The sequence below is a fragment of the Nocardia sp. NBC_00508 genome, from assembly GCF_036346875.1.
Taxonomy (GTDB): domain Bacteria; phylum Actinomycetota; class Actinomycetes; order Mycobacteriales; family Mycobacteriaceae; genus Nocardia.
This window is the reverse complement of sequence record NZ_CP107852.1, coordinates 619,290-645,558: the sequence shown is the minus strand read 5'-3', so window position 1 is coordinate 645,558 and position 26,269 is coordinate 619,290. Positions and strand designations below refer to the sequence as shown.

The 26,269-nt window shown below is 63.5% G+C and carries 20 protein-coding genes and 1 pseudogene; 15 read left to right on the top strand and 6 right to left on the bottom strand.

What is annotated here, in order from left to right; translation table 11 throughout:
* The first annotated feature begins 43 nt into the window (after positions 1 to 43).
* A complete protein-coding gene (locus OHA40_RS02695; RefSeq protein WP_330231478.1) occupies positions 44 to 439 on the top strand; it encodes a nuclear transport factor 2 family protein in 396 nt (131 codons plus the stop codon).
* A gap of 198 nt (positions 440 to 637) precedes the next feature.
* Positions 638 to 1,825 carry an acyl-CoA dehydrogenase family protein gene (locus OHA40_RS02690; protein ID WP_330231477.1) on the top strand — a complete coding sequence of 396 codons (1,188 nt, stop codon included), beginning with the start codon at positions 638 to 640 and terminating at the stop codon, positions 1,823 to 1,825.
* 202 nt (positions 1,826 to 2,027) lie between these two features.
* Here OHA40_RS02690 and OHA40_RS02685 read toward each other — a convergent pair whose 3' ends face one another.
* Positions 2,028 to 4,235: a helix-turn-helix transcriptional regulator gene (locus tag OHA40_RS02685; RefSeq protein WP_330231476.1), complete on the bottom strand. Its 2,208-nt coding sequence runs from the start codon at positions 4,233 to 4,235 to the stop codon at positions 2,028 to 2,030.
* Between the two features lie 156 nt (positions 4,236 to 4,391).
* Positions 4,392 to 4,856 (bottom strand): annotated as a pseudogene (locus OHA40_RS34630) (ATP-binding protein); the annotation flags it as partial.
* Between the two features lie 697 nt (positions 4,857 to 5,553).
* Between OHA40_RS34630 and OHA40_RS02675 the strand changes: the two are divergent.
* The 3 genes from OHA40_RS02675 to OHA40_RS02665 all read left to right on the top strand — a co-directional run bounded on the left by OHA40_RS02675 (position 5,554) and on the right by OHA40_RS02665 (position 9,180).
* Positions 5,554 to 6,900, top strand: a complete 1,347-nt coding sequence (locus OHA40_RS02675) for an ABC transporter substrate-binding protein (protein WP_330231474.1) — start codon at positions 5,554 to 5,556, stop codon at positions 6,898 to 6,900.
* A gap of 76 nt (positions 6,901 to 6,976) precedes the next feature.
* Entirely contained in the window at positions 6,977 to 8,356 is a 1,380-nt protein-coding gene (locus OHA40_RS02670; protein WP_330231473.1) for an FAD-binding oxidoreductase, read from the top strand.
* 89 nt (positions 8,357 to 8,445) lie between these two features.
* Complete coding sequence (locus OHA40_RS02665) at positions 8,446 to 9,180, top strand: SDR family NAD(P)-dependent oxidoreductase (protein ID WP_330231472.1); 735 nt, start codon at positions 8,446 to 8,448, stop codon at positions 9,178 to 9,180.
* A 160-nt stretch (positions 9,181 to 9,340) separates the two neighbouring features.
* Here OHA40_RS02665 and OHA40_RS02660 read toward each other — a convergent pair whose 3' ends face one another.
* From OHA40_RS02660 to OHA40_RS02650, 3 genes are all read right to left on the bottom strand, one after another.
* Positions 9,341 to 10,153: an SDR family oxidoreductase gene (locus OHA40_RS02660; protein WP_330231471.1), complete on the bottom strand. Its 813-nt coding sequence runs from the start codon at positions 10,151 to 10,153 to the stop codon at positions 9,341 to 9,343.
* A 10-nt stretch (positions 10,154 to 10,163) separates the two neighbouring features.
* The gene (locus OHA40_RS02655) at positions 10,164 to 11,321 is read right to left on the bottom strand and encodes an LLM class flavin-dependent oxidoreductase (protein WP_330231470.1); all 1,158 of its coding nucleotides are present in this window, start codon (positions 11,319 to 11,321) and stop codon (positions 10,164 to 10,166) included.
* A gap of 203 nt (positions 11,322 to 11,524) precedes the next feature.
* A complete protein-coding gene (locus OHA40_RS02650) occupies positions 11,525 to 11,944 on the bottom strand; it encodes a hypothetical protein (RefSeq protein WP_330231469.1) in 420 nt (139 codons plus the stop codon).
* A 202-nt stretch (positions 11,945 to 12,146) separates the two neighbouring features.
* Between OHA40_RS02650 and OHA40_RS02645 the strand changes: the two genes are divergently transcribed.
* The 5 genes from OHA40_RS02645 (at position 12,147) to OHA40_RS02625 (ending at position 20,261) form a co-directional block, all read left to right on the top strand.
* A complete protein-coding gene (locus tag OHA40_RS02645) occupies positions 12,147 to 13,265 on the top strand; it encodes an LLM class flavin-dependent oxidoreductase (protein WP_330231468.1) in 1,119 nt (372 codons plus the stop codon).
* An 80-nt stretch (positions 13,266 to 13,345) separates the two neighbouring features.
* Positions 13,346 to 14,620 (top strand): LLM class flavin-dependent oxidoreductase, encoded by a 1,275-nt coding sequence (locus tag OHA40_RS02640; RefSeq protein ID WP_330231467.1) that lies wholly within the window; start codon positions 13,346 to 13,348, stop codon positions 14,618 to 14,620.
* A gap of 37 nt (positions 14,621 to 14,657) precedes the next feature.
* Positions 14,658 to 15,599 carry an enoyl-CoA hydratase gene (locus OHA40_RS02635; RefSeq protein ID WP_330231466.1) on the top strand — a complete coding sequence of 314 codons (942 nt, stop codon included), beginning with the start codon at positions 14,658 to 14,660 and terminating at the stop codon, positions 15,597 to 15,599.
* A 437-nt stretch (positions 15,600 to 16,036) separates the two neighbouring features.
* A complete protein-coding gene (locus OHA40_RS02630) occupies positions 16,037 to 17,032 on the top strand; it encodes a MaoC family dehydratase (protein ID WP_330234018.1) in 996 nt (331 codons plus the stop codon).
* Positions 17,033 to 17,174: 142 nt separating this feature from the next.
* Positions 17,175 to 20,261 carry a protein kinase domain-containing protein gene (locus tag OHA40_RS02625; RefSeq protein ID WP_330231465.1) on the top strand — a complete coding sequence of 1,029 codons (3,087 nt, stop codon included), beginning with the start codon at positions 17,175 to 17,177 and terminating at the stop codon, positions 20,259 to 20,261.
* A 42-nt stretch (positions 20,262 to 20,303) separates the two neighbouring features.
* On the opposite strand, the gene OHA40_RS02620 is transcribed toward OHA40_RS02625, so the two are convergent.
* A complete protein-coding gene (locus OHA40_RS02620; protein WP_330231464.1) occupies positions 20,304 to 21,047 on the bottom strand; it encodes a GntR family transcriptional regulator in 744 nt (247 codons plus the stop codon).
* A 210-nt stretch (positions 21,048 to 21,257) separates the two neighbouring features.
* Between OHA40_RS02620 and OHA40_RS02615 the strand changes: the two genes are divergently transcribed.
* From OHA40_RS02615 to OHA40_RS02595, 5 genes are all read left to right on the top strand, one after another.
* Positions 21,258 to 22,463, top strand: a complete 1,206-nt coding sequence (locus OHA40_RS02615) for an MmgE/PrpD family protein (protein WP_330231463.1) — start codon at positions 21,258 to 21,260, stop codon at positions 22,461 to 22,463.
* Positions 22,464 to 22,521: 58 nt separating this feature from the next.
* Positions 22,522 to 23,679, top strand: a complete 1,158-nt coding sequence (locus OHA40_RS02610; RefSeq protein WP_330231462.1) for an acyl-CoA dehydrogenase family protein — start codon at positions 22,522 to 22,524, stop codon at positions 23,677 to 23,679.
* Complete coding sequence (locus tag OHA40_RS02605) at positions 23,679 to 24,860, top strand: CaiB/BaiF CoA transferase family protein (RefSeq protein WP_330234017.1); 1,182 nt, start codon at positions 23,679 to 23,681, stop codon at positions 24,858 to 24,860. Before OHA40_RS02610 ends, OHA40_RS02605 begins: the two co-directional genes overlap by 1 nt.
* 93 nt (positions 24,861 to 24,953) lie before the next feature.
* The gene (locus OHA40_RS02600) at positions 24,954 to 25,166 is read left to right on the top strand and encodes a hypothetical protein (protein ID WP_330231461.1); all 213 of its coding nucleotides are present in this window, start codon (positions 24,954 to 24,956) and stop codon (positions 25,164 to 25,166) included.
* Positions 25,167 to 25,169: 3 nt separating this feature from the next.
* Positions 25,170 to 26,222, top strand: coding sequence for a hypothetical protein (locus OHA40_RS02595; RefSeq protein ID WP_330231460.1), 1,053 nt, complete (start codon positions 25,170 to 25,172; stop codon positions 26,220 to 26,222).
* Positions 26,223 to 26,269 lie beyond the last annotated feature (47 nt).

Below are 26,269 nucleotides of genomic sequence, written 5' to 3'. Positions count from 1 at the left end.
ATCCGGTCGTCTGCCTCTGGCTCGAAGAAGAAGGGACGAGTTCTTGTCTGCTGAACCCGCCATCGTGTGCCGCCATTTCTTCGACGCTTTGGAAGCGCGCGACGGTGAGCGGATCAGGTCGCTTATCGCTCCGGACGCGGTGCTGTCCCGCAACGGGGGTCCCGAAGTTCCGCTGGCTATCCTGTCGAACAGGAAGATCCTGGCGTCCATGGAACGCTCGATGGGGCGGCACAGGTATGAGGACGTTCGTCAGATCGTGCAGGGCCATCGAGTGGCCGAGCAGCACCGCATTCGCTCCACCGCGCCCGACGGAACCGAGATAGACGCGGATGTCTGTGTCGTGGTCACCGTCGATGACGGCGGCCTGATCGCCCGCGTCGATGAGTATTCCGACCTCCATCTTCCCAGCTCTTCGGAATCTGCACACGATCTTCGATAACGCGCCGGAGCGTACATGATCCTGCGTGCGTTCGACGGCTAACAGCCCTATACGTTGCACTGACGCGCCCTGTTCTATACCGATAGAGTTCGGGATGACGATACCGGGCTGTCTGGCCGGGTTCCGCTATCGTGCATTCCATTGAAATAGAGATCGGCGTCGGCACGACCCGGTCTCCGGGGAAATCCGAGGAAGCCCATGCGCCGCGATCTATATAATTCCGACCACGAATTGTATCGAGATACCGTCCGAAACTTCTTCCAGCGTGATGTCGTCCCACACTACGAGGATTGGGAGAGAGGCCGGATCATCGATCGAGGTGTTTACCCGCTGGCCGCACGCCACGGCATCTTCGGTCTGGAGATTCCGGAGGCGTACGGTGGTTCCGGTGTGGCTGACTATCGGTACAGGATGATCGTATGTGAGGAAAGCGCACGGGTTTTCACCACGAGCTTCAACGTCACACTCGGGTTGTTCGACGATGTGGTTCTGCGGTACCTCCTCGAGCTTACGACCGAAGAACAGAAGCAGCGCTGGCTACCTGGGCTCGCATCGGGGGAACGCATCTGCGCGATGGCGATGACGGAACCTGCCGCCGGTAGCGACTTGCGAGGAATCCGCACGACTGCCCGCAGGGATGGTGACGCCTGGATTCTGAACGGGTCGAAGACGTTCATCTCCTGCGGTACGTGTGCCGATATGGTCATCGTGGCGGCCAGGACGGGATCGGGGCGAAGTGATTTCAGTCTGCTGGTAGTCGAGGAGGGCATGGAGGGTTTTGTCCGCGGACGGAAGCTGGACAAGGTCGGCCTTCATTCTCAGGACACGGCTGAGCTCTTCTTCGAGAACGTTCGGGTACCGGCCGGGAACGTGATCGGTGATGTGGGGTCAGGATTGTCGCACATGATGTTCAATCTGCCCAGGGAGCGTCTCAGCGTGGCCGCTCAGTCGTACACCTCGGCGCGGAGTATCTATGAGGTCACGCGAAGCTATGCCTCCACTCGCTTCGCATTCGGTAAACCGCTTGTCGATCAGCAGCACATCAGATTCGTGCTTGCGGAAATTGCCACGGAACTGGATGTGGCAGAGGCTTACTTGGACAGATCGGTCTCCGCGCTCGACGCTGCGTCCCTGACCCCGGTGGACGCCGCAAAGGGAAAATGGTACGCGAGCGAACTCTACAAGCGAACTGTTGATCGGTGTGTTCAGATCTTCGGAGGGTACGGGTACATGGTGGAGTCGCCGGTCGCCCGTGCCTTTATCGACTCACGTGCATCGACGATCTACGCAGGCACAACCGAAATCATGAAGGAGATCATCGGGCGCGACCTGCCCGACCGTGAGGTCGACGGCGGCGAGGCGGCAGTGGCGAGTGAACGTGCCTGAGGGCAGATGACCGGGTGATACCCGAGGCGGGTCGAGCCGCCGACAGCCACGACGCTGGAGAGTGTGCTTCGATCTCGAGGGCAGGGCTGTGAGTCGAGCGGCTCGGCCGTCGGACACTCGGGGCATGACTGCAGACGAAGACGGCGGCCGTTGTGCGGGCTCAGCCCGTGCCGATCCGCGCGCGACCGCATCTCGAGGGTGGTCAGCTACCAGTGTTGGCGGGCTCGCCACGAAGTAGGTCGTATCGGGACGAGTAACCGGTCCGTGCATAGATGCGGGTGAGATACGCATTGATGGTGTGCTTGCTGTACGAAAGCCTTTCTGCGATCTGCCCGTTGCTCAACCCTTCTCGAACCAGATTGACGATGTCCTTTTCGACCTCGTTGAGTTTGTCCGGCTGACGCCGTGGCGCCCGCGGGACGGGGAAGCCGCGAACTCGAAGGGCGGCACCACTTCTGCGTCGCCACACATCGGCTCGCAACACACGGAAGCGGTGCCATGCGTCGGCGAGGACATCGGCGGGCTCGTCGTCGAGTTCGCCGCGCAGCAGCTGCGCTCGAGCCGCAAAGAAGGGCATATTTGTGGCAGAGGCGATCTCGAACGCTTCACGTGCGGCCGCGGGATCACGGGATACTTCCGCTATCGCCAGCCTTGTCTCGATTCTGACGCGCGGAACAGGGTAGTTCGCTTCGAGGTCCACGCAGGTATTCAGGTGTGACTTCGCGGCGTTCGTGTTTCCCAGCGCATGATGCGCGCGTGCGAGCAATGCCAGAAGCAACGCGCGATTCATCGTGTCGGCCGTGTCCGACAATCCTGCCGTCAGTTCTTCGCATGCCTCCCTCGGCCGTCCGGTGAACAGTTCCAGCCAGCCTCGCGTGCCGGACCGGATCGCTCTCAACGCCGGCGAGGAGGGGGAACCCGAACGTGCGGCGATCTGTCGTGCGCCTGCCAGGTCCCCCCGTGACGCCCGGATGGTGGTTTCCACGAACTCCAGATAGGGGAGACACGCGGAGACTCCTGTGCCCACCGAGTGCTCACTCTGATCGACTGCCCGCACAATTGCCTCATCCCACTCTCCGCGATAGAAGTCGATCAATGTCTCCGCCATCTCGAGGCGTTCATCGACGGCGTCATCGTCTCCATCGCGGATCAACTTCCGTGCGCGTTCGAGTTGGGGCTGCGCCAGTTCGATTCGGCTCTCGTGGGCGAGAACCTGCGCAGCGAGGCTATAAGACAGAATCTGTGTGTGGCGGGAGAGTCGCGGAGCCACCCGCAGCAACTCCTTCAGCATGTTGTCGACATCCGCGAGGTGCCCTCTGGTCTCCGCCAATCGCACCGCATTGGTGAGCGCCAGTAGGTAGTCCGTGCTGTCCACCGAGGCCAGGGATCTGGCCAACTCGACATCCGCGGCGGCTTCATCGAACCGACTCAAGGCCGTCAGCGTCGAGCTTCGGTCGATCAGCAACCGCGGCGGTACGCTGCCGACTCGGCTGATTTCCGAGTCGAGCAGTGCGAGCGCCTCCGCCTCGGCGTCGACGTTGCCCGACCGCAGGAGCGCCGCGGTGACTATCGACAAGCAGCGTGCTCGTTCGGATGGATCGGTCAGGCCTTTCAGCGCTTCGCGTGCCCTGGCGATGGCCTCGGGCACGATCTGAGCGCACATCAGCGCCCGGGCATTTCGCGCCAACCGGATGAACCGTAGCTCGCAGCGGGGTGGTGTGAGGCGTACGGCAGTGTGATACCAATTTGCTGCGGATAAGGGCGCGAAGTCGCAGACTGCGTCGCCGCACTCCTGGGCAAGCGCTGCCGCGGTCTCATCCGGCCCATCAGTCGCTGCGACCGCGTGGGTCGCGACAATCGTGATGTCCACCGAATGGCCACGCTGTCTGGCGTCGAGCAGCTGGGTCGCGAGGTCGATATGAATTCGCCGTCGTGCGGTGGGGCTCAAATCCTCGTACAAAGCCTCCCGGAGGATTTCATGGCGGAAGCCGAACGATCCGTCGGGACGTCGGACGAGCAGGTGGGCACGAACGAGGCTGTCGAAGGCGGTCTCGGCCTCGATATCCGACAGTTTCGCGACTTGCGCAATGGCCGGAAGATGGCTCAAGCGAAGATCTCCACTGGCGGACAAGACGCGGGCCAATGTGAGGACGGGCCCGCCCAAGGGAAGGATGCGCTGGATTACTGCCAGCGAACGGGTGGGCCATACCCGATCTTCGCGTAATGCGAGGCGTCGATCGGTATCCAACTGCAGGCCACCACGATCGCTCATCGCGGCGCAGAGCTCGGCGACAAAGAAGGCATTTCCTCCGGACCGGTCGTAAACGCCGTCCACCACAGTTGCCGCAACCGGACCACCCGCGATTTCCTCGAGGATTCGGCCGACATGCTCTTTGCTCAGCGGGCCCAACTCGATGATGCTGGTGCGGGATTCGGATGCGATCGGTGCGAGAAACCGGTTGATGTCCCCCAGTGCGATGAGGTCGTCGGACCGCGCGCTGATCAGGATGAGCACCGGAAGACCGGCGAGTCTTCGGGTCAACGCGGCCAGCAGCGCGATGGTGTCCTCGTCTGCGGCGTGGAGATCATCGATCGCGAGGACGGTCGTCTGGTCCGCCGCGAGCCGGTGGATGAGGCGCCAGCACGCATCGAGCGCCAGTTCGGTTCGTCGCTCGAGTTTGCGTTCGGACGACGCGCTCATCGCGTCGATAGCTCGTTCGACCAATGGCGAAATCGACTCGGATGCGTGCGGGACAATCCGGGCGAGCGCATGATGGATCGGCGCGTAGGGGATCCCACGCTCGAGTAGATCTGCGCGCCCGGCGATGATCTGCGCGCCACGTTTCGTGGCTTCTTCGAGGAATTTGTCGATCAACAGCGTCTTGCCGATGCCGGCCTCGCCGCGCACCACGACGACGGTCACGGCGGCCTGGGTTGCTTGCGTGAGCGCTCGCCGCAGGACGCCTAGTTCATCGTCACGTCCGACGAGCAATGTCGCCGCTGACGAGACGCTGGTCGTGACCGTGTCCACCGGTTAACTTTAACACGGTCGACTCGAAAATGTCTATACACGTTAACTTACATAATGGTCGTCCTACCGCATGGCCGCGGCCTGTGGTGCGCGTTGCCGCCCCGTTGCGGTGTGGCCGGAGTTGGGTCTCGCGAGGCCGGTCGAGTCCTGAATATCCAAGGTAGAAGCGGTCGAACATGGACCTGTGACCGACTTGCCCTGCACTGTTTCACCGCTCCGGCGGAGTGCTCGGATCGGTCGCTCCCGCTCGGCTGTCCGGAAGGGGATGTTAGCGCACCTTAGCATTTGCTAATTGTGTGCCAGTGGTCGCTCGGGCGACCTCCGTTGTGTGCCGTTCTCCAGGTCGTGTCGGCATGGTCCCGAACCGCGCGCATGCGGGCGTGGACGGCTGGATCGATCAGGTGGGTATGACGTCGAGGTGGCAACGAGCCGGGCGGACCACTGCTGGCCGCGTCGGCTCGGCCTCGCGAAGTCTGCCGCGCGTCGTCGTGTGCCTGAAATCGGCCTTCGTTCATGTGGCGACGCGATACTCGCGCCTTCAAGCGCCGGTGTACCGCATTGATGTGGCCGCGGAATAAGAAGATATGACTGCGCTAACTCTACTAGCCGCGCTACTACCTCCCCGGGTGGCTGTGTGTTGCGATGCACACAGCAAATATTCCAGCCCTGCGCCACAGGCACGTGAGAGGAAGTAAGAATGACCACTGTCCGTGGAGTACATTATCGTAAAGCTGGCGGTCGGTTAATTGCACTACTTGCAGCTGTTGCGCTGGCGTCGGTTGCGTGCTCGCCGTCCAACGATGAATCATCGGGAGACGGTGTCGTCCATGGTGTGACCGACGAGGCGATCAAGATCGGCTTTGCCGTGACCGACCCGAAGGTCGGCAACAATACTTTCTCGAAGGTCGGCTCGGAGGGGGTCACGATCCCGGATGAGCGGGGAATCGTCGACGCTGTTGTCCGCCACATCAACGAAAATGGGGGCATAGCGGGCCGGAAGGTCGAGCCGGTATTCAGAATGAATACCGAGGACGACACGGCGCCGGAAATGCAGGCCGTTTGTGCGGCGTTCACCGAGGAGACGCCCGTATTCGCGGGCTACACGACCAATGCGTCCGCGGGCACCGTGCGTCAACTCGTCGACTGTATGGTCGAGCACGAAACCGTATTCCTGCTGAATACCCGATCGATTGTGGACGACAAAGATTTCGAAAAATGGAATCCGTACGTCTACGCGCCCGGTGTGCTGTCCGCACAACGTTGGACGTCGGTGATCGATGACCTGGCCAAGACCGACTATTTCGGGAACGGCGCGAAAGTCGGCCTGGTTTCGATTCAGGAACCGGGTTCGCAGGAACTCGTGGAAAAGGTGGTGAAGCCCGCGTTGGAGAAGAAGGGCGTCAACGTGGCCGCTACGGTGGCGACGTCGTCGTTCAGCGATCTGTCCGGCATCAGCCAGGTGGCGTCACAGGCCAACAACTTCGTCGTCCAGTTCAAGAACGAGGGCATCGATCGTGTGATGTTCGTCGGAACGTACTCGGCGGCATCGTGGTTCTTCCCGCAGGCGGCCGAGCAGCAGAACTACCATCCGCGCTACGCCTTGAACAGCACGGAAGCGCCCGGTGCCTTGGCGCTGAATCAGCCCAAGGCTCAGCTCAAAGGTGCGGTGGGCGTCGGCTGGCTTCCGATGCTCGACGTGACCGCCGAACAGGATCCCGGCGACAACGGCGCCCAGAAGGAGTGCGTAAATATTCTGCAGAAGGCCGGAGTGAAGGCCGACACTCGCGCGTCGGAATTCCAGATTCTCGGGATCTGCGACTCCCTCTTCTTCCTGCAGAAGGCTCTGCGTGATGTCGAGCATCCGACCGCCGAATCGTTGCGGGACGCGGTCGCGAAGCTCGGGTCGTCGTATCAGTCGCCGCTGACTCCCCGGACAGATTTCGGAAGCGGACGCAGCGACGGAGTAGGCGCCACGCGCACCTTCGAATACGACGAAGGCTGCTCGTGCTTCAAATACAAGTCGGCATGGGCTGATATCCCATGATGTTGCGGGTGCCCCGGTGACAAGCGTCGCCGGGGCACCTGCCAGGTCTTGCACACCAACAACGATCGGAGACACGATGACTGCCATCCAGGCGCGCAGCCCCTTGGCCGAACTCGTTGCCCAGCTTCCGGAAGCGGTGGTATCGACCGATCCGGACGTGACCGCGGGTTACGCCCAGGACTGGGCAAAGGATCCGGCGGCGAGCACACCGATCGCAGTAGTACGTCCACGCTGCACGGAGCAGGTACAGGTCGTGATGCGATGGGCGAGTTCGCAGGGGGTAGCGGTGGTCCCGCGTGGCGCGGGAACCGGGCTGTCGGGCGGCGCGACCGCGGTGGAGGGCGGGATCGTGCTCTGCACCGAGCGGATGCGTGCGATATCGGTCGATCCGGTGACGCGGACCGCGGTGGTTCAGCCCGGCCTCCTGAACGCGGAGGTGAAGAAAGCCGTTGCCGCCCATGGGCTGTGGTACCCGCCGGACCCCTCGTCGTTCGAGATGTGCTCGATCGGAGGCAATGTGGCGACCAACGCTGGAGGCCTGTGTTGCGTCAAGTATGGCGTCACGACCGACTACGTGCTCGGGCTGGAAGTGGTGCTGGCGGACGGGACCGCGGTACGCCTCGGCGGGCCGAGGATCAAAGACGTCGCCGGCCTGTCCATGACGAAGCTGTTCGTCGGCAGCGAAGGCACTCTCGGTGTCATCACCGAGATCACGCTGCGTCTCCTACCGGCGCAGCTGCCCGGCCCGACTCTGGTGGCCACCTTCGACGACATCGATGATGCCGCCGCGGCAGTGCTCAGCATCACCCGGTCGATGCGACCGGCGATGCTCGAATTCATGGACCGCGCCTCGATCAATGCCGTCGAAGACTACACCCGGATGGGGCTGGACCGAGCTGCCGAGGCGATCCTGATAGCCCGTTCCGACGCCCCTGGCGGACACGCCGCGTCGGAGATCCGGACCATGGCCGATGCATGCGAATCACACCGGGCATCGGAGGTATTCAGCACCGACGACCCCGAAGAGGGGGAGGCGCTGTGCGCTGCCCGGCGCGCGGCGTTCCCGGCGCTGGAACGCAAAGGCAGCCTCCTGCTCGAAGACGTAGGCGTCCCACTCACCGAGCTTCCCGCGTTGATCACTGGGATCGCGCAGATTGCCGCCGACCGCGCTGTGACGATAGCTGTTGTCGCACATGCCGGTGATGGGAACACTCACCCGCTGATCGTCTACGACCCCGAGGACGCCGATCTTACCGAGCGCGCCCTGACAGCATTCGGCGAGATAATGGATCTCGCACTGTCTCTGGGTGGCACCATTACCGGCGAGCACGGGGTCGGGCGGATGAAGAAAGCCTGGCTACCTGCATATCTCGGACCCGAGGCTCTCGAACTGAACCGGCGCATCAAAACCGCGTTCGATCCGCAGGGTATCCTCAATCCCGGTGCGGTCTTCTGACCGGACGAATCGTGTCACGAACCCCTTTGATTCCAGCGGCTCACCGGAGCGGAGAAATCGGTCCGCTCAGGATAGGGAGGTAGCCGGCCATGAAATCAGCACTTGTCACAGGAGCCACTCGCGGGATCGGTCTGGGCGTCGCGTCTCGACTTGCTGCGCAGGGCTACGACCTGACAATTACCGCGCGCGACCGAGAGAGTCTCGCAGTCGTGGCCGACCGGCTTCGGGCCGAAGGCGCAAGGGATGTGGCATCGGTTGCCATCGATCTTGCCGCCGAGGACGCCGCGGAGGCACTTGCCGGGACTCACGAAAACCGGTACGGAGGCATGAATGCGCTGATCCTGAACGCAGGCGTCGGGACAGCAGGCCGTATCGAGGATTATCCGATCGGCCGTTACCACAAGACGGTCGCGGTCAATCTCGGAGCTCCGTTTGCCCTTCTGCAGCGATGTTTGCCGCTACTTCGTAATGCTGTGCGAGAAAACGCTGTCAGCGGTGCGAAAGTGATTGCGCTCGGATCTATTGCGGGAGTGTATGCCGAGGCGGGGCTCGGTGTATATGGAGCGACCAAGGCTGCACTCGTCTCGTTGATCGAGACACTCAATGCCGAGGAATCGGGAAACGGGATCAGCGGGACAGCGGTCGCTCCGGCATTCGTCGACACCGACATGTCTGCATGGGCCCGCGAAAGTGTGGCACGGGAGGAGATGATACGTGTCGACGACATCGTAGAAATTGTCGATATGCTGCTGCGGCTCTCCCGGCAAGCTGTTGTTCCGAAAGTTGTCGTAACCAGGGCGGGTACCGACGGATTTCGAGCATGAGTGGCCGGTTGCCTCAGCACGGCGAGCCCGGCAGGGTGCCGAAACAGGCCAGGAAGAGCACGCCCCGTGGTCGCCGGCATCGACCACGGGGCGTCTTCGGACCGGCGTCAGTGTGCGCCCTGGGCGGGTCCGATCCGACGAGCGCAAGGGGAGTGGTTTCTCAAGGCATCGCGTCGATGATCTCCGCCGTTCGCTTCTCCAGCCATTCCTTCAGCAGGGAATCGGTCAGCACGTACAAGCGATTCTCGCGAACGGCATCGATCGCCATTCGGCCGACCTGGTCGGGCGTGGCTCCGTGCGCCAGCATCTTGGCGAACACCTGAAGACGGTCATCCAGGCCGGCCATGACCGTGGGGCCTTGATCGACCTTCGGCGCGGAGGCCGTGGTATTGGAGATGATGCCGGTGGCAACGGCGCTCGGGCACAGGACGCTCACACCGATGTTGTGCGGTTCGAGCTCCGTACGCAGGGCTTCGGAAAGCCCGACGACCCCGAACTTGGAAGCGCTGTAGAGGAATCCGGCACCGGCGCCGAGCAGCCCCGCACCTGAGGCCGTGTTCAGGATATGGGCGGGCTCATTGCGTTCGATCATCCGAGGCACGAAGGTTTGAATGCCGTTGTACACGCCGGTGAGATTGATGCCGACCACCCAGTCCCACGCTGCGTAACTGAGGTTCGTCACGGTGGTGTTGCCCGCGACGCCGGCGTTGTTGCAGAGAAGCGTAACGTTGCCGAGCTGGGCTTCGACCCTGTCCGCGACCTCCGCGTAGGCTTCCCGATCGCGGACGTCGAGCACCATGGCAACGACGTCCGTTTTTCGACTGAGTTCCTGCTCCGCCTCGCGAAGTGCCTGTTCGTCGACATCGACGATGGCTACCTTCATTCCCTTCGCGGCGCACTCGTGCGCGATGCCGAGACCGATGCCTTGGGCGCCGCCGGTCACAAACGCCGTTTTCCCAGTCAGTTCATGCATTCGGGATTCCTCATTCCTGCGGCGGCAATGGAGCCGGATCTTGGAGTGCTTTGACGGCGGGGAGAACTTCCTTGGCGAACAGTCGCATGTTGAGGCGTGCCTCATCAGCCGGCATGGCTCCGTACTTGACCGTTGTTATCAGGTGTGAAGGACCCCATCGTTTGTGAATGGCCTGGATCTTGTCGAAGCACTGCTCCGGCGTACCCCACACGTGGTTGTCCAGCCAGATCTGGCCCAGTTGAGCTCCGAGATCAACCTTGTACTTCTCGACCGCTTGTGCGGTCGTGGCGTAATGCTCGTAGCCCTTCTGGCCGGCGAAGTGCGCGCCGTCGATCTCGTAGTGCAGCACCGGCGTGCGTGCGTAGGCGGTCATATGCTCCATGGCGCCGGCGTGTGCCTGCTCTTCGGTCTCGGCGCAGTAGACCCAGACGACGATCATGGGCTGGGCGGGTGCGTAGCCGCTGTCGGTGCGGACCTTCGCGAACTCGTCCATCTCGGCCGTGTAGTCCTCGAAGGGCTTTTGCGGGATGAGGAATGGTTTGAGGCCGAGCTCGGCTGCGATCGGAGCGCTGGGCGGGCTCCCCCATGCGCCGTAAAGGTTCTCCAGCAGTCGTCGATCCCGCGGGTAGGGCCGCATCGAAGTATCGGGGATGGTGAAGTGGGTGCCTTGGTAGGAGAAGCGGTCTTCGGTCAGTGCGAGCTTGAGGATGTCGACCGACTCCGCGAAGCGCTGCCGCGATTCGCTCATGTCGACGCCGAAAGCGTTGTACTCGCGGCGCGCGAGCCCACGGCCCAGGCCGAGGAGCAGATCCCGATCCGGGCCGAGGAGGTTTTGCAACATCGTCGACTGCTCTGCCACGCGCAGCGGGTGATGCCATGGCAATACGACCACCATCGTGCCGAGATCGATCTGCTCCGTGCGGCCGGCGAAGTAGGTCAGCACCTGGAGGGGATCTGTCGAGAAGCAGTACGGGGTGAAGTGGTGTTCGGGGCAGAAGATCGACTCGAACCCGAGCGGCTCGGCCTCCAAGCCGAGCTGAATATCTTCGTCCCAGATCTGGACGTCAGGTGTAGCTGGACGTCCAGGTGCCGGCTCACGTCGTTCCGTTGCGAGAAAACGCTGCCAGTCGGACGTGTGGGCAAAGGGAAGGGACAAGCCAACCTTCATCGACGACGCTCCCGTCGGTCTGTCCGAGGCTGCACTATCCGCTGGCGATGGCTGCGTTATCCGCCAGCGATGCAGTCCGATGGGTTTGATGCGCGGCACGCGTGGAGTCTCTCCGCAAGACCGTTGCTCGCCTGCGCCCGCGCTGGCCAAGACCGACCTTAGTACGTGAACGTTTACTTATGCAAGGTGCCGTTGCGTGGGCTTCACAAGGTGAGTGCGGCCATGTCGTCATGAACCGAGCGGAAGAACGCCGGTGGTCGATTGCTGCTGTGGACCATCATCTTGCCGTCCGCGACTGCACGGTCCATCGCCTCGTTCAACTCGCGGGCGCGGGCTTTGTCGTCGCCGACGACGAACTTCGCGAGGGGAGCGATCGTTGCCCAGTCGACGACCACCTTCAATTCCACATCGTCGGACTCGGTCCTGGTGAGCTCGACCGCACCGGCGCGAACCCGCCATGTCACCGCGACCCGGCCGTCTGCGGCGATGGTCCGTGGCACGTCCGTGTAGACCTCACAGACGGAGAATGCTGCTCCGTGCAGGGCGCGATCGAACTCTTTCGCACGCGCGGCGAGGTAGCCGTGCAGGGCGGCGAGGTACTCGGCTGAGGCAAATGCATACATCGCACAACTCTCGTTTCTCTGTCGATCGTCACTGTCGGAGCAGTTCCGGCCAGCGCGCCGCGATGCCGCGCCGCCCGGTCCGAGTGGTGTGTGCCCAGAGGGCTCTAGACACCCTGATGTTAGTTAACGTACACTTGCATACAATATCGCTACGAGGTCGGTGGAGGTTGCTCAGGTGAAATGTGGCGTTGCATTGCACTGCATGTATTCCGAGGATTGGCGGCGGGTGCAGGCCGGTGACTGGTCGCAGCCACCGAGCCCGCCGGACTACGTGAAGTGGGACGAGGTTCTCGACCTCGGGGACAGGATCGAGCCGCTGGGATTCGACTCGATCTGGTCGGTGGAACATTTCGCGACCCCGTACGGCATGGTGCCCAATTCACTTCAGCATCTTGCGTTCTGGGCCGGGCGGACCGAGCGCGTGGATCTCGGCACCTCCGTGATCGTGCTCCCCTGGCATCACCCCGTTCAGGTCGCCCATGAGATCGCTTTCCTGGACATCCTTCTGCAGGGTCGCAACTACACGATCGGCGTCGGCCGCGGGCTTTCGCCGAAAGAGTTCGGCCCCTTGGGGATACCGCAGGAGCAGGCTCGTCAGCGGTTCGTCGAATCGCTCGACGTCATCCGGCTCGGCCTGACCCAGGAGCGCTTCTCCTACGACGGCGAGATCTTCAAGATCCCTGAGACGAGCATTCGGCCCCAGCCACGTCACGGCGATCTGTGGAGTAACGCACTGGGCGGCTTCATGACGGAAACTTCGCTCGAAGCTGTCGCGAAGGCGGGGCTGGGCGCGATCGTGGTCAGTCCGCAATCCTTCGACAAGGTTGCCCAGAACATGATGTTGTTCAACCAGATTCGGCAACAGAATGGACTCTCTCCCGACTCGCAGCCCATGGTGCTGCTGTGGGCCTACTGCGTGGAGCGGCCCGAGGAAGCGGCGATCGCACGTAAGTACTTCGCTCGCTTCGAGCGTGACGGTGCACTCCACTACGGCTTCGCCGACCCTACGGCTTTCGAGAACATCAGCGGGTACGAGCAGTACGCCGAGATGATGAAGCAGCCGGATTCCGGCAGTACCGGCTTCGTCCCGGGTGGCGGAGCCGAGGTCGCCGAACACAATGCGGCGGACAATCAGCTCATCGGTACGCCTGACGAGATCATCGAGAAGGTCGAGTACATGCAGCGCACCACCGGCGCGCGCGAGATCGCGGTCAACTTCAACTTCGGCGGCATGCCGCACGATCTCTGTGTGAAGTCGATGCAACTGTTTGCCGCGGAGGTGCTGCCAGCAATTCGCGAAATGCCGACCGATCGAAAGTAGCCGCCGTTGTCTCCGCATATTTCGAACTCGGCAGCCGACGCTGACGAGCAGAACAGCTCAGCGATCCCGTATGAGGGAAGATGAAATTTCATTGGTTTGCTGAAGTAACCTACCCGCATCTAGGGCCGGACTTTCCGCAACGCGTCGACAGCGCTTGGGTCGATGTGTCACCGGCCCTCGTCGACTCCGGGCAGGTCGGTGAGACCTACCGAATGTTTCTCCGCCTCATGCAGGAGGCCGACAAGGTGGGTTTCGACGGTCTCGCCGTCAACGAACACCACCAGACCCCGTTCGCGATGACTCCATCGCCGAACCTGATGGCATCCGCGCTCGCGGCCACGACCGAGAACGCGGCGATTCTGGTGATCGGCGACTCCCTGGCCCTGTACAACCCACCGATTCGGGTGGCCGAAGAGATGGGCTATCTGGATTGCTTGTCCGGTGGTCGGCTCATCGCCGGGTTCGTGGTCGGGACACCGATGGACGCGTCGTACTCGTACGGCATTCCCCCCGGTGAGATCCGCGAGCGCTTCTCCGAAGCGCGTGAACTGATCATGCGCGGATGGGCTGCCGAGAAGCCGTTCGCGTTCAATGGGAAGTACACCCAACTCAGATACGTCAACCCGTGGCCGCGGCCGATCCAGAAACCACCGCCGGTCTGGGTGCCGGGAACCGGCAGCCCGGAAACCTGGGACCTGGTCCTCGACGAGGGCTACTGCTACGGCCATCTCGCCTTCACCGGACTCCATACCGCGAAGCCGAGTGTCGACGGATTCTGGAACCGGGTCGAGGAGCGTGGCCTCGACGTCAATCCCAACCGCATGGCGTTCACCCAGATCATCTGCGTCTCGGACACGGACGCCGAGGCGGAGGCGGACTACCACGAAGCGGTCAAATACTTCTACACGCACAATAAGATCGCGCCACGGTTCGCCCAAGGACCGGGGTATGTGTCGGCCAGGGCGCAGCGGTTGCGAGCTGAAACCGCGGCACGGAGTGCGAAGAACAGCATCGTCAGCCCTTCGGATATCCAGCGGGTTGCTGAAATGGATTTCTGGGAGCTCGACGAAAAGGGATTCATCATCGCGGGAAGCCCGGAGCGCGTCAGGCAGCGGGTGCACGAACTGGCGACGACGCTGCGAGTCGGACAGTTGGTCACGTGTATGCATTTCGGCAATCTCGCCGAGGAGGTCGCGCGCAAGAACACCACGCTGTTCGGCACCGAAGTCGCACCGCACCTGCGGTCCCTCTGGTCGGAGAAGCCGGATGTCTGGACGCCGGCCGTCAGCCAGAGTCGAGTCATCGCCAACGAGGCTCGAATCGCCGGCTCGGCAGATCAGCGGGCAGTCCTGTAGCCGAGCACTAGGCTCGAGAATCGAAAGGAGTATGCCGGTGAACGACTACCGATTCCTGACATACGAGACGCTGGATGACGGAAGCATCGCGCGTATTCTCCTCAACCGGCCGAAGACGCGTAACGCGCAGAACCGGGGTCTGCTGGTGGAACTCGATGACGCGTTCCTGCGAGCAGAGGCAGACGACGACGTCCGAGTCGTGATCTTGGGCGGGGTCGGTCCGATGTTCTCGTCCGGACACGACCTGGGTTCGGCAGAGAGTCGCGCTGAGACCGAGCCGGGTCCGGATCAGCATCCCTCGATGCGAGTCCACGGTGGCACCCGCTCGGTCACCGAGTCCCGCATGCTGCAAGAGTGGCACTACTATTTCGAAAACACCAGGCGCTGGCGCAATCTGAGAAAGATCACCATTGCGCAAGTGCACGGCCCGGTGCTGGCGGCTGGTTTGATGCTCACCTGGTGCTGTGATCTCATCACTGCCGCCGACGACGTGGTGTTCGCCGACGTCGTCGGTACCCGGCTCGGTATGTGCGGCGGCGAGTACTTTGCCCACCCGTGGGAGTTCGGGGCCCGCAAAGCCAAAGAGCTGATGCTCACCGGTGACGCCATCGACGCACATGAGGCGCACCGTTTGGGCATGGTCAGCAAAGTGTACCCAGTCGGAGAACTCGCGGAACGCACGCTCGAATTCGCGCGGCGGATCGCGGCGTTGCCGACAATGACGGCCCTCATGATCAAGGAATCCGTCAATCAGACCGTCGATAACATGGGTTTCTACAACGCGCTGAATGCCTGCTTCACCCTGCACGAGCTGAATCATGCACACTGGGGTGAACTGACGGGTAGCAAGATCGGCGTCGGCACGCCGGAGGTCGGCGTTCCCGGTTGGCGATCTGCCGGACCGCCGGAATGCGCATCGAAGGACGATGCGGGGCGAATGCCATCAGGAGAGCCGATCAATTCTGAAGGAAGCCGCTGATTCGTCGTGGCCATCGGACTGCGATGGACGTTCTCCGGCCGCTGATTCGCTAACTACCCGATGCGTCGGATGGTAGCACACGGCCCTCCTCGGCTAGCGTCGGATCCGGAGTCGCAAGGAGCGGGAAAGGAGTGATTCCATGACGCGGACGAAATCGTGCAGTGACGAGTTGATAATCAGCCGTATGCTCGACTTCGTGATAAGGTGGCGGCATTGGGGAGGTGGCCCCGACGAAGATATTTTCATCGAGTTCGGAGTCACGCCGCGCGTATTCTTTGGCCGAATACAAGCAAATCTCGGATCTGATGTCGCTGCACGGCATGGAAAAGAAGCAGTCGCCCAACTGGAATCCATCTGTCGCATACGGCTCGCCCGCAACATCGGCAGATGAGGCAACGTTCGGCCGCCGCGGACGCCGAGAGGGAGCTACATTTCGAATGCGCAGCAGCAGTGTGCCCACGGGCGGACCATACTTCGACGACCTTGCGATCGGGATGGTGTTCGACGACGCGCCCGCGGTCACGCTGAACCCGGGACTCGCCGCATCGCACCAGGCAATAGTCGGCGATCGGCTGCGTTTGCCCCTGGACGAGAATCTTTCCTTGCGAGTGACCGGGAAACCAACCCACGCACATCCTGCGCTGGTGTGGAATCTTGCGATAGGACAGTCGACCCTCGTCACGCAGCGAGTGAAGGCCAACGTCTTCTACCGTGGCTTGCAATTTCATGGCTATCCCACACTGGGGGATACGTTGTATACGGTCACCAAGGTGGTCGCGCTTCGCCAGAACAGTCCGAAGCCCGGGCGGTATCCCACTGGTCTGGCAGTTTTGCAAATATCCACCAAGGACCAGCTCGGAAAGCCAGTTCTCGATTTCTGGCGTTGCGCAATGCTGCCTCGACGCCCCGGGCGGATCGAAGACGACACCGGGCATCACGATGACCTCTCAGCTATTGGTCGTAGACGTCGAGGGCAGTGGAAAGCGCCGGAGACGTGGAATCTCAGCGCATTCCGGAGCATGGCTCCGGGGGAGCATTTCGACGGATGTATCGCGGGATCCGAATGGGTGCTCACGGCCGGTGACGTGGTGTCGAGCGCGCCGGAACTCGCGCGGTTGACGCTGAACATTGCCGCGGTTCACCATGATGAGCGGGCCGCCGAATCCGGTCGGCGGTTGGTCTACGGCGGACACACGATCGCGATCGCTTCAGGGCAGGTCTGCCGGGTTCTGCCGAATCTTGTGACGATTCTGGGTTGGATCTCCTGTGATCATCTTGCGCCGGTGTACGAGGGAGATACCCTGACGAGCACGGTGCGCGTCGAGCGTGCGCAACCGCTCGGGAGTGGGGGAGGAGTGCTTCAGATTCGAACGGTTGTTTCTTCGAAGTCGGGTTCGGTACTCGATTGGCGGTTTGCGGCGCTGGCCGCGTGAATGGCCGAGCCCTCACGAGCGTTGAAAGGAGTGCGCGCGCGATCTCGTCTCCGGCGCAGGACCGGGATGGTAGTCTGGCTGCGAGACGTGCGGAGCCGCGTGGCGCCGAATAAGCGCGCACCTCTGCGGAATCGAGTTCATCGTGTCCGAGTTCGAGCCGTCTACAACTCAGGCGGACGTGTTCTCCGGAATCGCGGCGGAGTTGGCCGCCGCCGGATTCGAGCATCCGCATGAGATCGGCCGGGGTGGTTTCGGTGTGGTTTTTCGCTGCGAACAACGGAATCTGGGTCGTACTATCGCGGTAAAGGTGCTGTCCGCCGTTGTGGACGACGACAATTACGAACGATTTCGGCGCGAGGAATATGTGATGGGTCGCCTGTCCGGGCACCCGAACATTGCCACGGTGCATCAGGTCGGGTCGATCGCAGGGGGGCGGCCGTTCATCGTGATGCCTTACTATCGGCTCGATTCACTGGAGAAACGGATCCGGCAGGAGGGCCCGTGCGAGTGGGCCTGGGCGGTACGGGTCGGTGTCAAGCTGGCAGGCGCGCTCGAGACAGCGCACCGCTTCGGCATCTTGCATCGCGACGTCAAACCTGCGAATGTCCTGCTCACCGATTACGGTGAACCCCAATTGACCGACTTCGGTATCGCTCGCATCGCGGGCGGATTCGAAACCGGCACCGGCTATTTCGCGGGATCGCTGGCCTACACCGCGCCGGAGGTGCTCGGCGGTGCACCGGCGACTGTCGTTTCGGATGTCTACGGTCTCGGCGCCACATTGTTCAGTCTCGTCAGCGGTCGTGCGGCCTTCGAACGCAAGCCGGGCGAAGAGGCCATCGCCCAATTCCTCAGGATCGGTACCCAGGACATCCCGGACTTGCGGGAGATCGGCATTCCCGACGACCTGAGCCAGGTGATCGAAAACGCGATGTCCCGCGATCCGCTGGCGCGAATATCCACGGCCGCCGCGGTCGGCGAAGCGCTGCGTACCGTTCAACGACAGCACGGGATCGTGGCCGACGAGATGGCGATCTCCTCGGAAACGATTGGCGCCGAGCCGTACCCGACCAGCCCGGCGGCGGTGGGCTCCCGGTACCGCCGCCACCTCGGCGGTCGATCGCGGTTACCAGTACCGTTGACGAGCTTTGTCGGTCGGCGGCATGAGGTGCGCGACATCGAGTCGCTGGTGCGCGGTGGCGCGCGCCTGACCACTCTCACCGGGCCGGGCGGCGTAGGCAAGTCTCGCCTCGCAGTGGAAGTGGCCACGCAACTGAGCTCGGAGTTCGGCGGGGATGTCCGACTCGTGGATCTCGGTAAGGTGCTGGAGGCGGATAACCTCATCGATGCCTTCGTCGACGCGCTCGAGCTCGGAGATCTTCCCACCGAACTGGGGCAGCCGGCCCATGCGCTCGCCGGTCGACTGGCCGAATCGGTGGGTACTCGGCCGACGCTGATCGTTCTGGACAACTGTGAGCACCTCATCGCCGACTGCGGTCCGCTGGTCGAGGAACTCCTTCGCACCGTAGCCGGCTTGCGGATACTCGTGACCAGCCAGCAGGTGCTGGGAATCGCAGGCGAGCATATTTTCCCCGTACTGCCCATGTCGTTGCAGGGTGCCCCGGACAGCGAGAGCGAAGCAATCGAACTGTTCCTCGATCGAGCTGAGGCCGCGGTGCCCAATTTCGCTCCGGCCGAAGCCGATCGCGCCGATGTCGCTCGACTTTGCGCCGAACTGGATGGGATGCCGTTGGCGATAGAGCTGGCTGCGGCGCGGTTGCGGACGTTCGGCGTCGGCGAGCTGCTGCAGGTTATCCAGGATCGGTTTCGACTGCTCGTCACCGGTAGCAGCGCCGTGGAACCGCGTCATCGGACACTGCAGGCGCTCGTCGATTGGAGCTATCGGCTGCTCACCCCTGACGAGCGTGAAATATGGTCTGCGGTATCACTTTTCGCTGGCGAGTTCACCGCGGAGGCTGCGGTCGAAGTGGGTGCGGGACCGGACCGGACCGTGCCCGACGTGCACGTCGCGCTCGCGTCCCTGGTGGATAAGTCGATGCTGATGAGCACACCGCGCAACGGTGTCCACTACTACCGGTTGCTTGTGACGCTGCGCGAGTACGCCAGGCAACGGCTCGCCGAATCGCCGGTGCGGGAGGTGATCACCACGCGTTACATCGATCGCTACCTCCGCATAGCCGAGGACTTCGAGAGAAACTGGTTCAGCTCCCGCCAAGTCACAGCCTTCCAAACCGTACAGGCCGAACGCGAAAACCTTCGTGCTGCTCTGGCATACAGTGACGTCGATGGCGACCTGTCTACGGCGGGTGCCGAGATCGTCACATCCTTGCATTACTACTGGCTGGCCAGCAGCACGCTCGCAGAGGCTCGACGGTGGCTCGCCGCAGCGATCGACTCACCTCGAGTGGACCCGGCCGCAAAGGTCCACGCGCTGTGGAGTTCGGCGCTCATCGCCATGGTCCAGAACGACATCGCAGGCAGCGAGCGTCATGCCCGTCAGGCCCTCGACCGTGCATCGGCCATCGGAGACGTCGTAGGCGAGGGATTCGCCAGAATGGCACTCGGCTTGGTCGCTCTTTTCCACGACGATCTGCGCGGCGGGTTCGCCGAGTACGAGTCGGCGCTGAAGTGTCACCGTGACGCGCAGAATCCGCAGGGAATCGTTGCCACGATCCCGGGTCTGCTGACGACGTTGGCGCAGCAGGACAGGGCGTCGCAAGCTCCCGAGCTCTGGCACGAAGCCGTGGCGCTGTGCGTCGAGGCAGGTGAACAGTGGAATCTGGCCTATCTGAGGTTCTCGCACGCCTACCACGCGTACACGGTCGGTGATCTGGACGGAGCCTTGCACGACGCCCGAAGAACTCTCCGGCTCTCTCGGCCGTTCGCCGATCGCATCCTCGTTGCCTGGGTACTCGAAATGCTGTCGTGGATTGCCGCCCAACGCAACGAATTCGAGTTCGCGGCGCGGCTGCGCGGCGCTGCCGTCGCGTCCTGGGCGGCCGGTGATTCGTCGATGATCGGGTACGGCACCATGACCGAACACCGGCGTGCGACGGACACCATCGTGCGCGCCGCCCTCGGTGCCGAACGCGCCGACGAGCTGATCGATCTGGGCAGGCGCACAACCGGCGACGCGATGATTGCCGAGGTGCTCGCTGAATTCGAATCCGACCCTGCCGCACATGCGGCGCGCCCTTCGGATACGTGAGCAGGCCGACGGCCGTAGGGCACAGGCGCGGATAGCTCTGCGTCAGTTCGCTTTGCGGCGGAGGTTGACCCGGTAGGTGTAGTAGTCCGGGTTGAAGTAGCTCACAGCCAGTTCCACGGCCCGTCCCTGCGTGTCCGAATACAGTCGATCGATCCGCAGGACCGGCGCTCCCACATGGCATTCGAGGCCCTCGGCGACGGCGTCCGAGGCCGCCACAGCAGTGATCGTCTGTTCGGCGTCGCGGATCGTACCGGGCATCCGCGAGTCGATCGATCCGATCACGGTCACGCTGCCGCGCGACCCCGCCGTCGCGAACTCCCGCACGTCATGGAGCAGTCGTCCGATCGAGGGCGGCAGGGTGACGGTGGTGATCGCGATCGGGGTGTCGTCGAACAGTCTGCGCAGTGTCAAGGTGCTCACCGAGTCCGAGGACAGACCCATTCGTCCGGCGGCTTCGATATCGACTCGCAACTGGAGCGGGGAGATGATCTCGCAGATGGTGTCCACCGACAGTGCGATGAGATCTTCGATCGAGCCGACATGGCGTAGGTAGCGACCGGATTCCGCGACCGGGAATGTTCCTCGCCCCGCCACTCGATAGATGAGCCCCTCGGCAACCAGATCCTGCATTGCTCGCCGGACTGTCGAGCGGCTCACTGCATGCGTGGTGGCGAGCTGTTCCTCGGTGGGCAGCGGGTTTCCCTCGCCGAACTGACCTTCGCCTATCGCGGCGCGCAGCCGATCGGCAAGCGTTCGATATGCGACGTCGCGCTCGACCCGACGCATGGAACCTCCCTTCGAGGCACGCCAGCCTAGTCGAGTTGCCGCATCGTCTCGCGAGCGTCCGGGGTCGATCCTCGGTCGACGCATGCCGTGGAGCGTCATCGCCCGATCGGGTGAGAGGCAGGCCACCCGGTAGCGCTCTTGACTGCCGATGGACGCCCATGGCTAAATGGCCCTACATTTAAACAAAATATACGTATATTTGGAGCTGATGTGAATCTGGCGGAGCGATTGGCGCAGTGGGGGTGCGCTCTCGAGCCCACCGACGACGATGTTGCGCTCGCCCGCAACGCGCTCGTGGACACAGTCGCGGTGACTCTCGCGGGCCGATCGCATCCCGTGCACAGCGTCGCCGGAGAGTTGGGCGAGGCTGGTCAGTGGGCCGCGGTGGGACACGTCCTCGACTTCGACGATCTGCACATGCGGTCCACCACGCACATCAGCGTCGTATGCGCCAATGTGGCGCTCGCGACGGGAGGCGCTTCGAAGGCATACCTCGCCGGCGCAGGCGTGATGGCTCGTCTCGGGACCCTGCTCGGCTGGAGTCACTACGCGCGAGGCTGGCACGCCACGTGTACGGCCGGCGCTCCCGCGGCGGCGGTCACCGCGTCCGTCGCGATGGGACTGTCGGCCCGGGAGACGGCAACGGCACTGGCACTCGCGGTTCCCGCGGCCGGGGGCGTCCAGCGCGCCTTCGGCACCGATGCCAAGTCCCTTCAGGTCGGATTCGCCGCGGACGCGGGCGTCCGCGCCGCCAGGCTCGCGGCTGCCGGTGCCGAGGCGGACACCTCGGCTCTGGCGGAATGGCTCCGGCTGGTCGGCGCTCGGCACGACGCCGTCGACTTGTCCGGTCCGGCTGTGCCGGGAGGTCTTGCGGTCAAGCTGTATCCGGCCTGCTATGCCCTCCAGCGGCCGATCAGCGCACTCGATGCCCTGACCGCGGACGGGGTTCGAGCCGCCGACATCACCAAGGTCGTCGTGAAGACCCCGGAGGCGACTGTGGCGCCGCTGATTCACCACCGTCCCCGGACTGGGCTCCAGGCGAAGTTCAGCCTGGAATATGCCGTAGCGGCAGCATTGCTCGACGAGCACCAGGGGTTCGAGAGCTTCACCGACGCCGCGGTCCAGCGCGACGAGGCGCAGCGTCTGGTACAGGCGGTCGAACTCCGGTGCGACCCTGGCGGCGAATGGCTCCTCGACGGCGAGGTGCAGATCGAGGTCCACCTCGATACGGGAACAATCGCCCGCACCAGTCTCGACTTTCCCCCGGGATCACCCCAGCGTCCGCTCGACGAGGCACGGCTGGAGAGGAAGTTCGCGGACTGCATGCGTCGCGCGGGGCTGCCCGGGCGCGATCACAACGAAATCACCTGGGACTCCGGGGCACAGCTGCTGCGGCAGGCGCTGAAGACGGCCTAGGGCCATCTGCCGCACCAGGGCACCAACTCCGAACACCGACAACCGTAGGGACAGAGCAATGGAAGGCCTCAGCGCAGAAGAGGGTGAAATCGTCAGAGCGGTACGGTATTTCGTCGACAAGGAAGTGCGACCGGTCGCCCGGGAGCTCGAGCACGCGAATGCTTACCCCGCCGCGCTGATCGAGCAGATGAAGGGCCTCGGCATCTACGGCCTCGCGATCCCGGACCCTTGGGGGGAAGTACACGTCTCGACACCCTGCTATGCACTGGTTACCGAGGAGCTTGCTCGCGGTTGGATGAGCTTGGCCGGGGCCATGGGTGGTCACACCGTGGTCGCCAAGTTGCTGGTTGCTTTCGGAACTCGGCAGCAACAGGACCGTTACCTGCCGAAGATGGCGACAGGAGAGATCCGGGCAACGATGGCACTCACCGAGCCAGGCGGCGGCTCGGATCTCCAGGCGATGCGCACGACAGCACGTCGAGAGGGCGACCACTACGTGGTGAACGGATCGAAGACGTGGATCAGCAATGCCAGGCGCTCGCAGCTGATCGCGCTCCTCTGCAAAACCAATCCGCGGGTGCAGCCGACGCATCGAGGCATGAGCATTCTGCTGGTCGAGAAAGGGCCGGGGTTCACGGTCTCACGAGACTTACCGAAGCTCGGGTACAAGGGTGTCGAGAGTTGTGAGATCGTCTTCGACGACCTTCGGGTGCCGACGAGCAGTCTGCTGGGCGATTCGGAAGGACTCGGCTTCTCGCAGATGATGCGCGGGCTCGAGATCGGTCGCATCCAGGTTGCCTCGCGAGCGGTGGGCGTCGGCCGCGCCGCGCTCGAGGACGCCCTGGCGTACGCACAGGTGCGGGAGACGTTCGGGCAGCCGATCTGGCGGCATCAGTCCATCGGTAACTACCTCGCAGACATGGTGACCAAGCTGACGGCGGCTCGCCAGCTGGTACTGCACGCAGCCCGGCGCTACGACGACGGAGCGCGCGCCGATATGGAGGCGGGGATGGCGAAGCTGTTCGCCTCCGAGGTCGCGATGCAGATCGCCCTGGACGCCGTTCGCGTCCACGGTGGCTATGGCTACTCGACCGAGTTCGATGTCGAGCGCTACTTCCGCGATGCCCCGCTGATGATCGTCGGCGAGGGAACGAACGAAATCCAGCGCGGTGTCATCGCAAAGCAGCTGGTCAAGAGGAACTCGGTGGCCCCATGATGCATCCGCTCGAAGGGATCACGGTGGTTGCGCTCGAGCAAGCTGTCGCCATCCCGTTCGCCACCCGTCAGCTGGCCGATCTCGGCGCACGAGTCATCAAGGTCGAACGCCCTCTCGTGGGCGACTTCGCCCGCGACTACGACCGCACCGTGCACGGTCAATCCAGCTATTTCACCTGGCTGAACCGCGGCAAGGAAAGCGTGACGCTGGATCTGAAGCAGCCCGAGGACCTCGCGGTGCTCGAGACCCTCATCGCCGGAGCCGACGTCTTCGTGCAGAACCTTGCCCCTGGATCCGACGAACGGCTCGGGCTGGCAGCCGAAACCCTCCGGGCACGGCATCCTGGCCTCATCACGTGCTCACTCTCGGGTTACGGGTCGTCTGGGCCGTATCGCTCGAAGAAGGCTTACGACCTGCTCATCCAGTGCGAGACCGGCTTGCTTTCCGTGACCGGGACACCCGATGAGCCCGTGAAGGCGGGAATCTCCGTCGCCGACATCGCCGGTGGAATGTATGCCTACACCGGAATCCTCACCGCGCTGTATGAGCGTGAACGTACCGGCGAAGCGAAGGCTCTGGAAGTCGCCATGATCGACGCCTTGGGTGAGTGGATGACCCAGCCGATCTACTACACGACATACGGTGACCATCCGCCGGTCCGGTCCAGCGCGCACCACGCTTCGATCGCGCCATATGGTCCGTACGCGACCGGCGACGGTGGTCAGGTCTTCTTGGGAGTGCAGAACGACCGGGAATGGGCACGACTGTGCGAAGAGATCCTCGGTCGGCCCGATCTCATTGCCGACGAGCGCTTCGCACACAACTCCGACCGAGTTGCGCACCGACCCGAGCTGAAGTCGCTACTCGAGCGTGCGTTCGCGTCATCCACCGCGCACGAGATCCTCGCCGCCCTGGATGACGCAGGCATCGCGAACGGGTGTCTGCGCACCCCGGCGGAGTTCGCTGCCCACCCACAGCTGGCGGCGCGGGATCGCTGGCGCACTGTCGACACGCCGCAAGGATCGGTGCAAGCGCTGCTCCCCGCAGTCACGGTGCCGGGGCGCGAAGCACTGATGGGTGCGGTGCCCGCTCTCGGCGAGCACACCGCAGCGATCCGCGCCGAGGTGGACGCGAAACGTCGTCGCGCCGGGGCGGGTGACGAGGTTCCGAGGATGCCGTAGGAGCGCAGAGTTTGCTGGAGTCGCCGAACAGAGCGCTTAATGCTGCAAGATGCAGCGTTTCGCGCACGCTCTGGAACAGTAAAACTGGGGCTCATGACCTGGACGATCGGCAGATCCCGGTCGGTTGCCGAGTGGAAATTCAGCTGCGAGCAGTGCGAACTTCCGGCGAACGGCCGGTGCGAGGTGGTGGCCAAAGGGTGGGCCACCGTCTGGTTGCGCGAGGATCCGGGTCACCAGTGCGCTGCCATCCGGCGAGCACTTGCGGGGCGTGCGCGGGCGCTCGAACGGTTCGAGCAGGCCGGGTGACCGATGGCGCCGACGTTCGGGTATTTGCAACTGTCGCTGGTCGGTGAACGCGCCGATGAGGTCACGGGCGAGTTGGAGGCGCTGGCCGCGCACTTCGACGGTTCGATCAAAGGCAGAGTGTTCGCCGAGTTGGAGCCGCCGGGTCAGGCGTTGTGGTCGATGTTGACGGCGGGTGAGCACGAGCGGATCCGGGCGACCGCGGCCCGCCGCCGAATTGCGCTGGAGCGGGTGCTGGGTGGTCCACCACCGACAACTGCGCTGTGGATGCTGCTGGACACGCTGGCCAGGTGCAACGGTGAACCGACCTATCTGCTCGTGCCGTCGCCACAGCATTTCGACGGTCTCGGTGTACCGAGAGATCTGATGTTGCGCAGGTTCGCGGACGCGTGTCCATCGCTCCTGGTGAGGTATGCCGACTCGGCGCAGGCCACCCTGCTGCTCGACGGGCAACCGCTGAGGGAGACCAGCGCTGATGACGGGTCTGGGGCGCTGGTTGATCTGACCGTCGAAGCATTCGCTCACCCTGTCGAGGTCGTGCGGTCCTACGCGCGCTGGAAGCTCTCACGCGCGGGCCTGGGCGATCTGGTCGAGCCGGTCGATTCCCTCATGCGCCTGCTCGTCGGTGCGGCCGTGGACGATCCCACGACGGCCGGTGACAACCGCCTGCGGGTTGTGATCCATCCGCCGCAGGCCACGACGCTGACCCTGGAGGTCTGGGAAACCGGCGACCACTCCGATGAACCGGTCGGCGGCAAGGTGAGGCAACTTGTCGACCCGGGAGGCACCGTAGAGCGGTACCGAAGTGCGCCGGGCGGGACCGTGACCTGCTGCGAGCTGGTGCTACCCACCGCGCGATCGCGACCGACGAAGCGCCACGTGGCGGTGGAATTCGGCATCGAGGGCCTGCCGATTCAGCACTACCAGGCCGATGCGGATGTCGCCGAGGTGTTCGCCGCCGAGGCGCGGCGGAAGCACCTGGTCGCGCAGGTCACCATCGACGATCTCGTGACGCCGGAGATGAGACTGCTGCCATGCCACCGCCTTTTCTTGCCATGACGCCACGGCAGTGGATCGCTGCGGCGAAGGCTCAGGATTCCACGCCG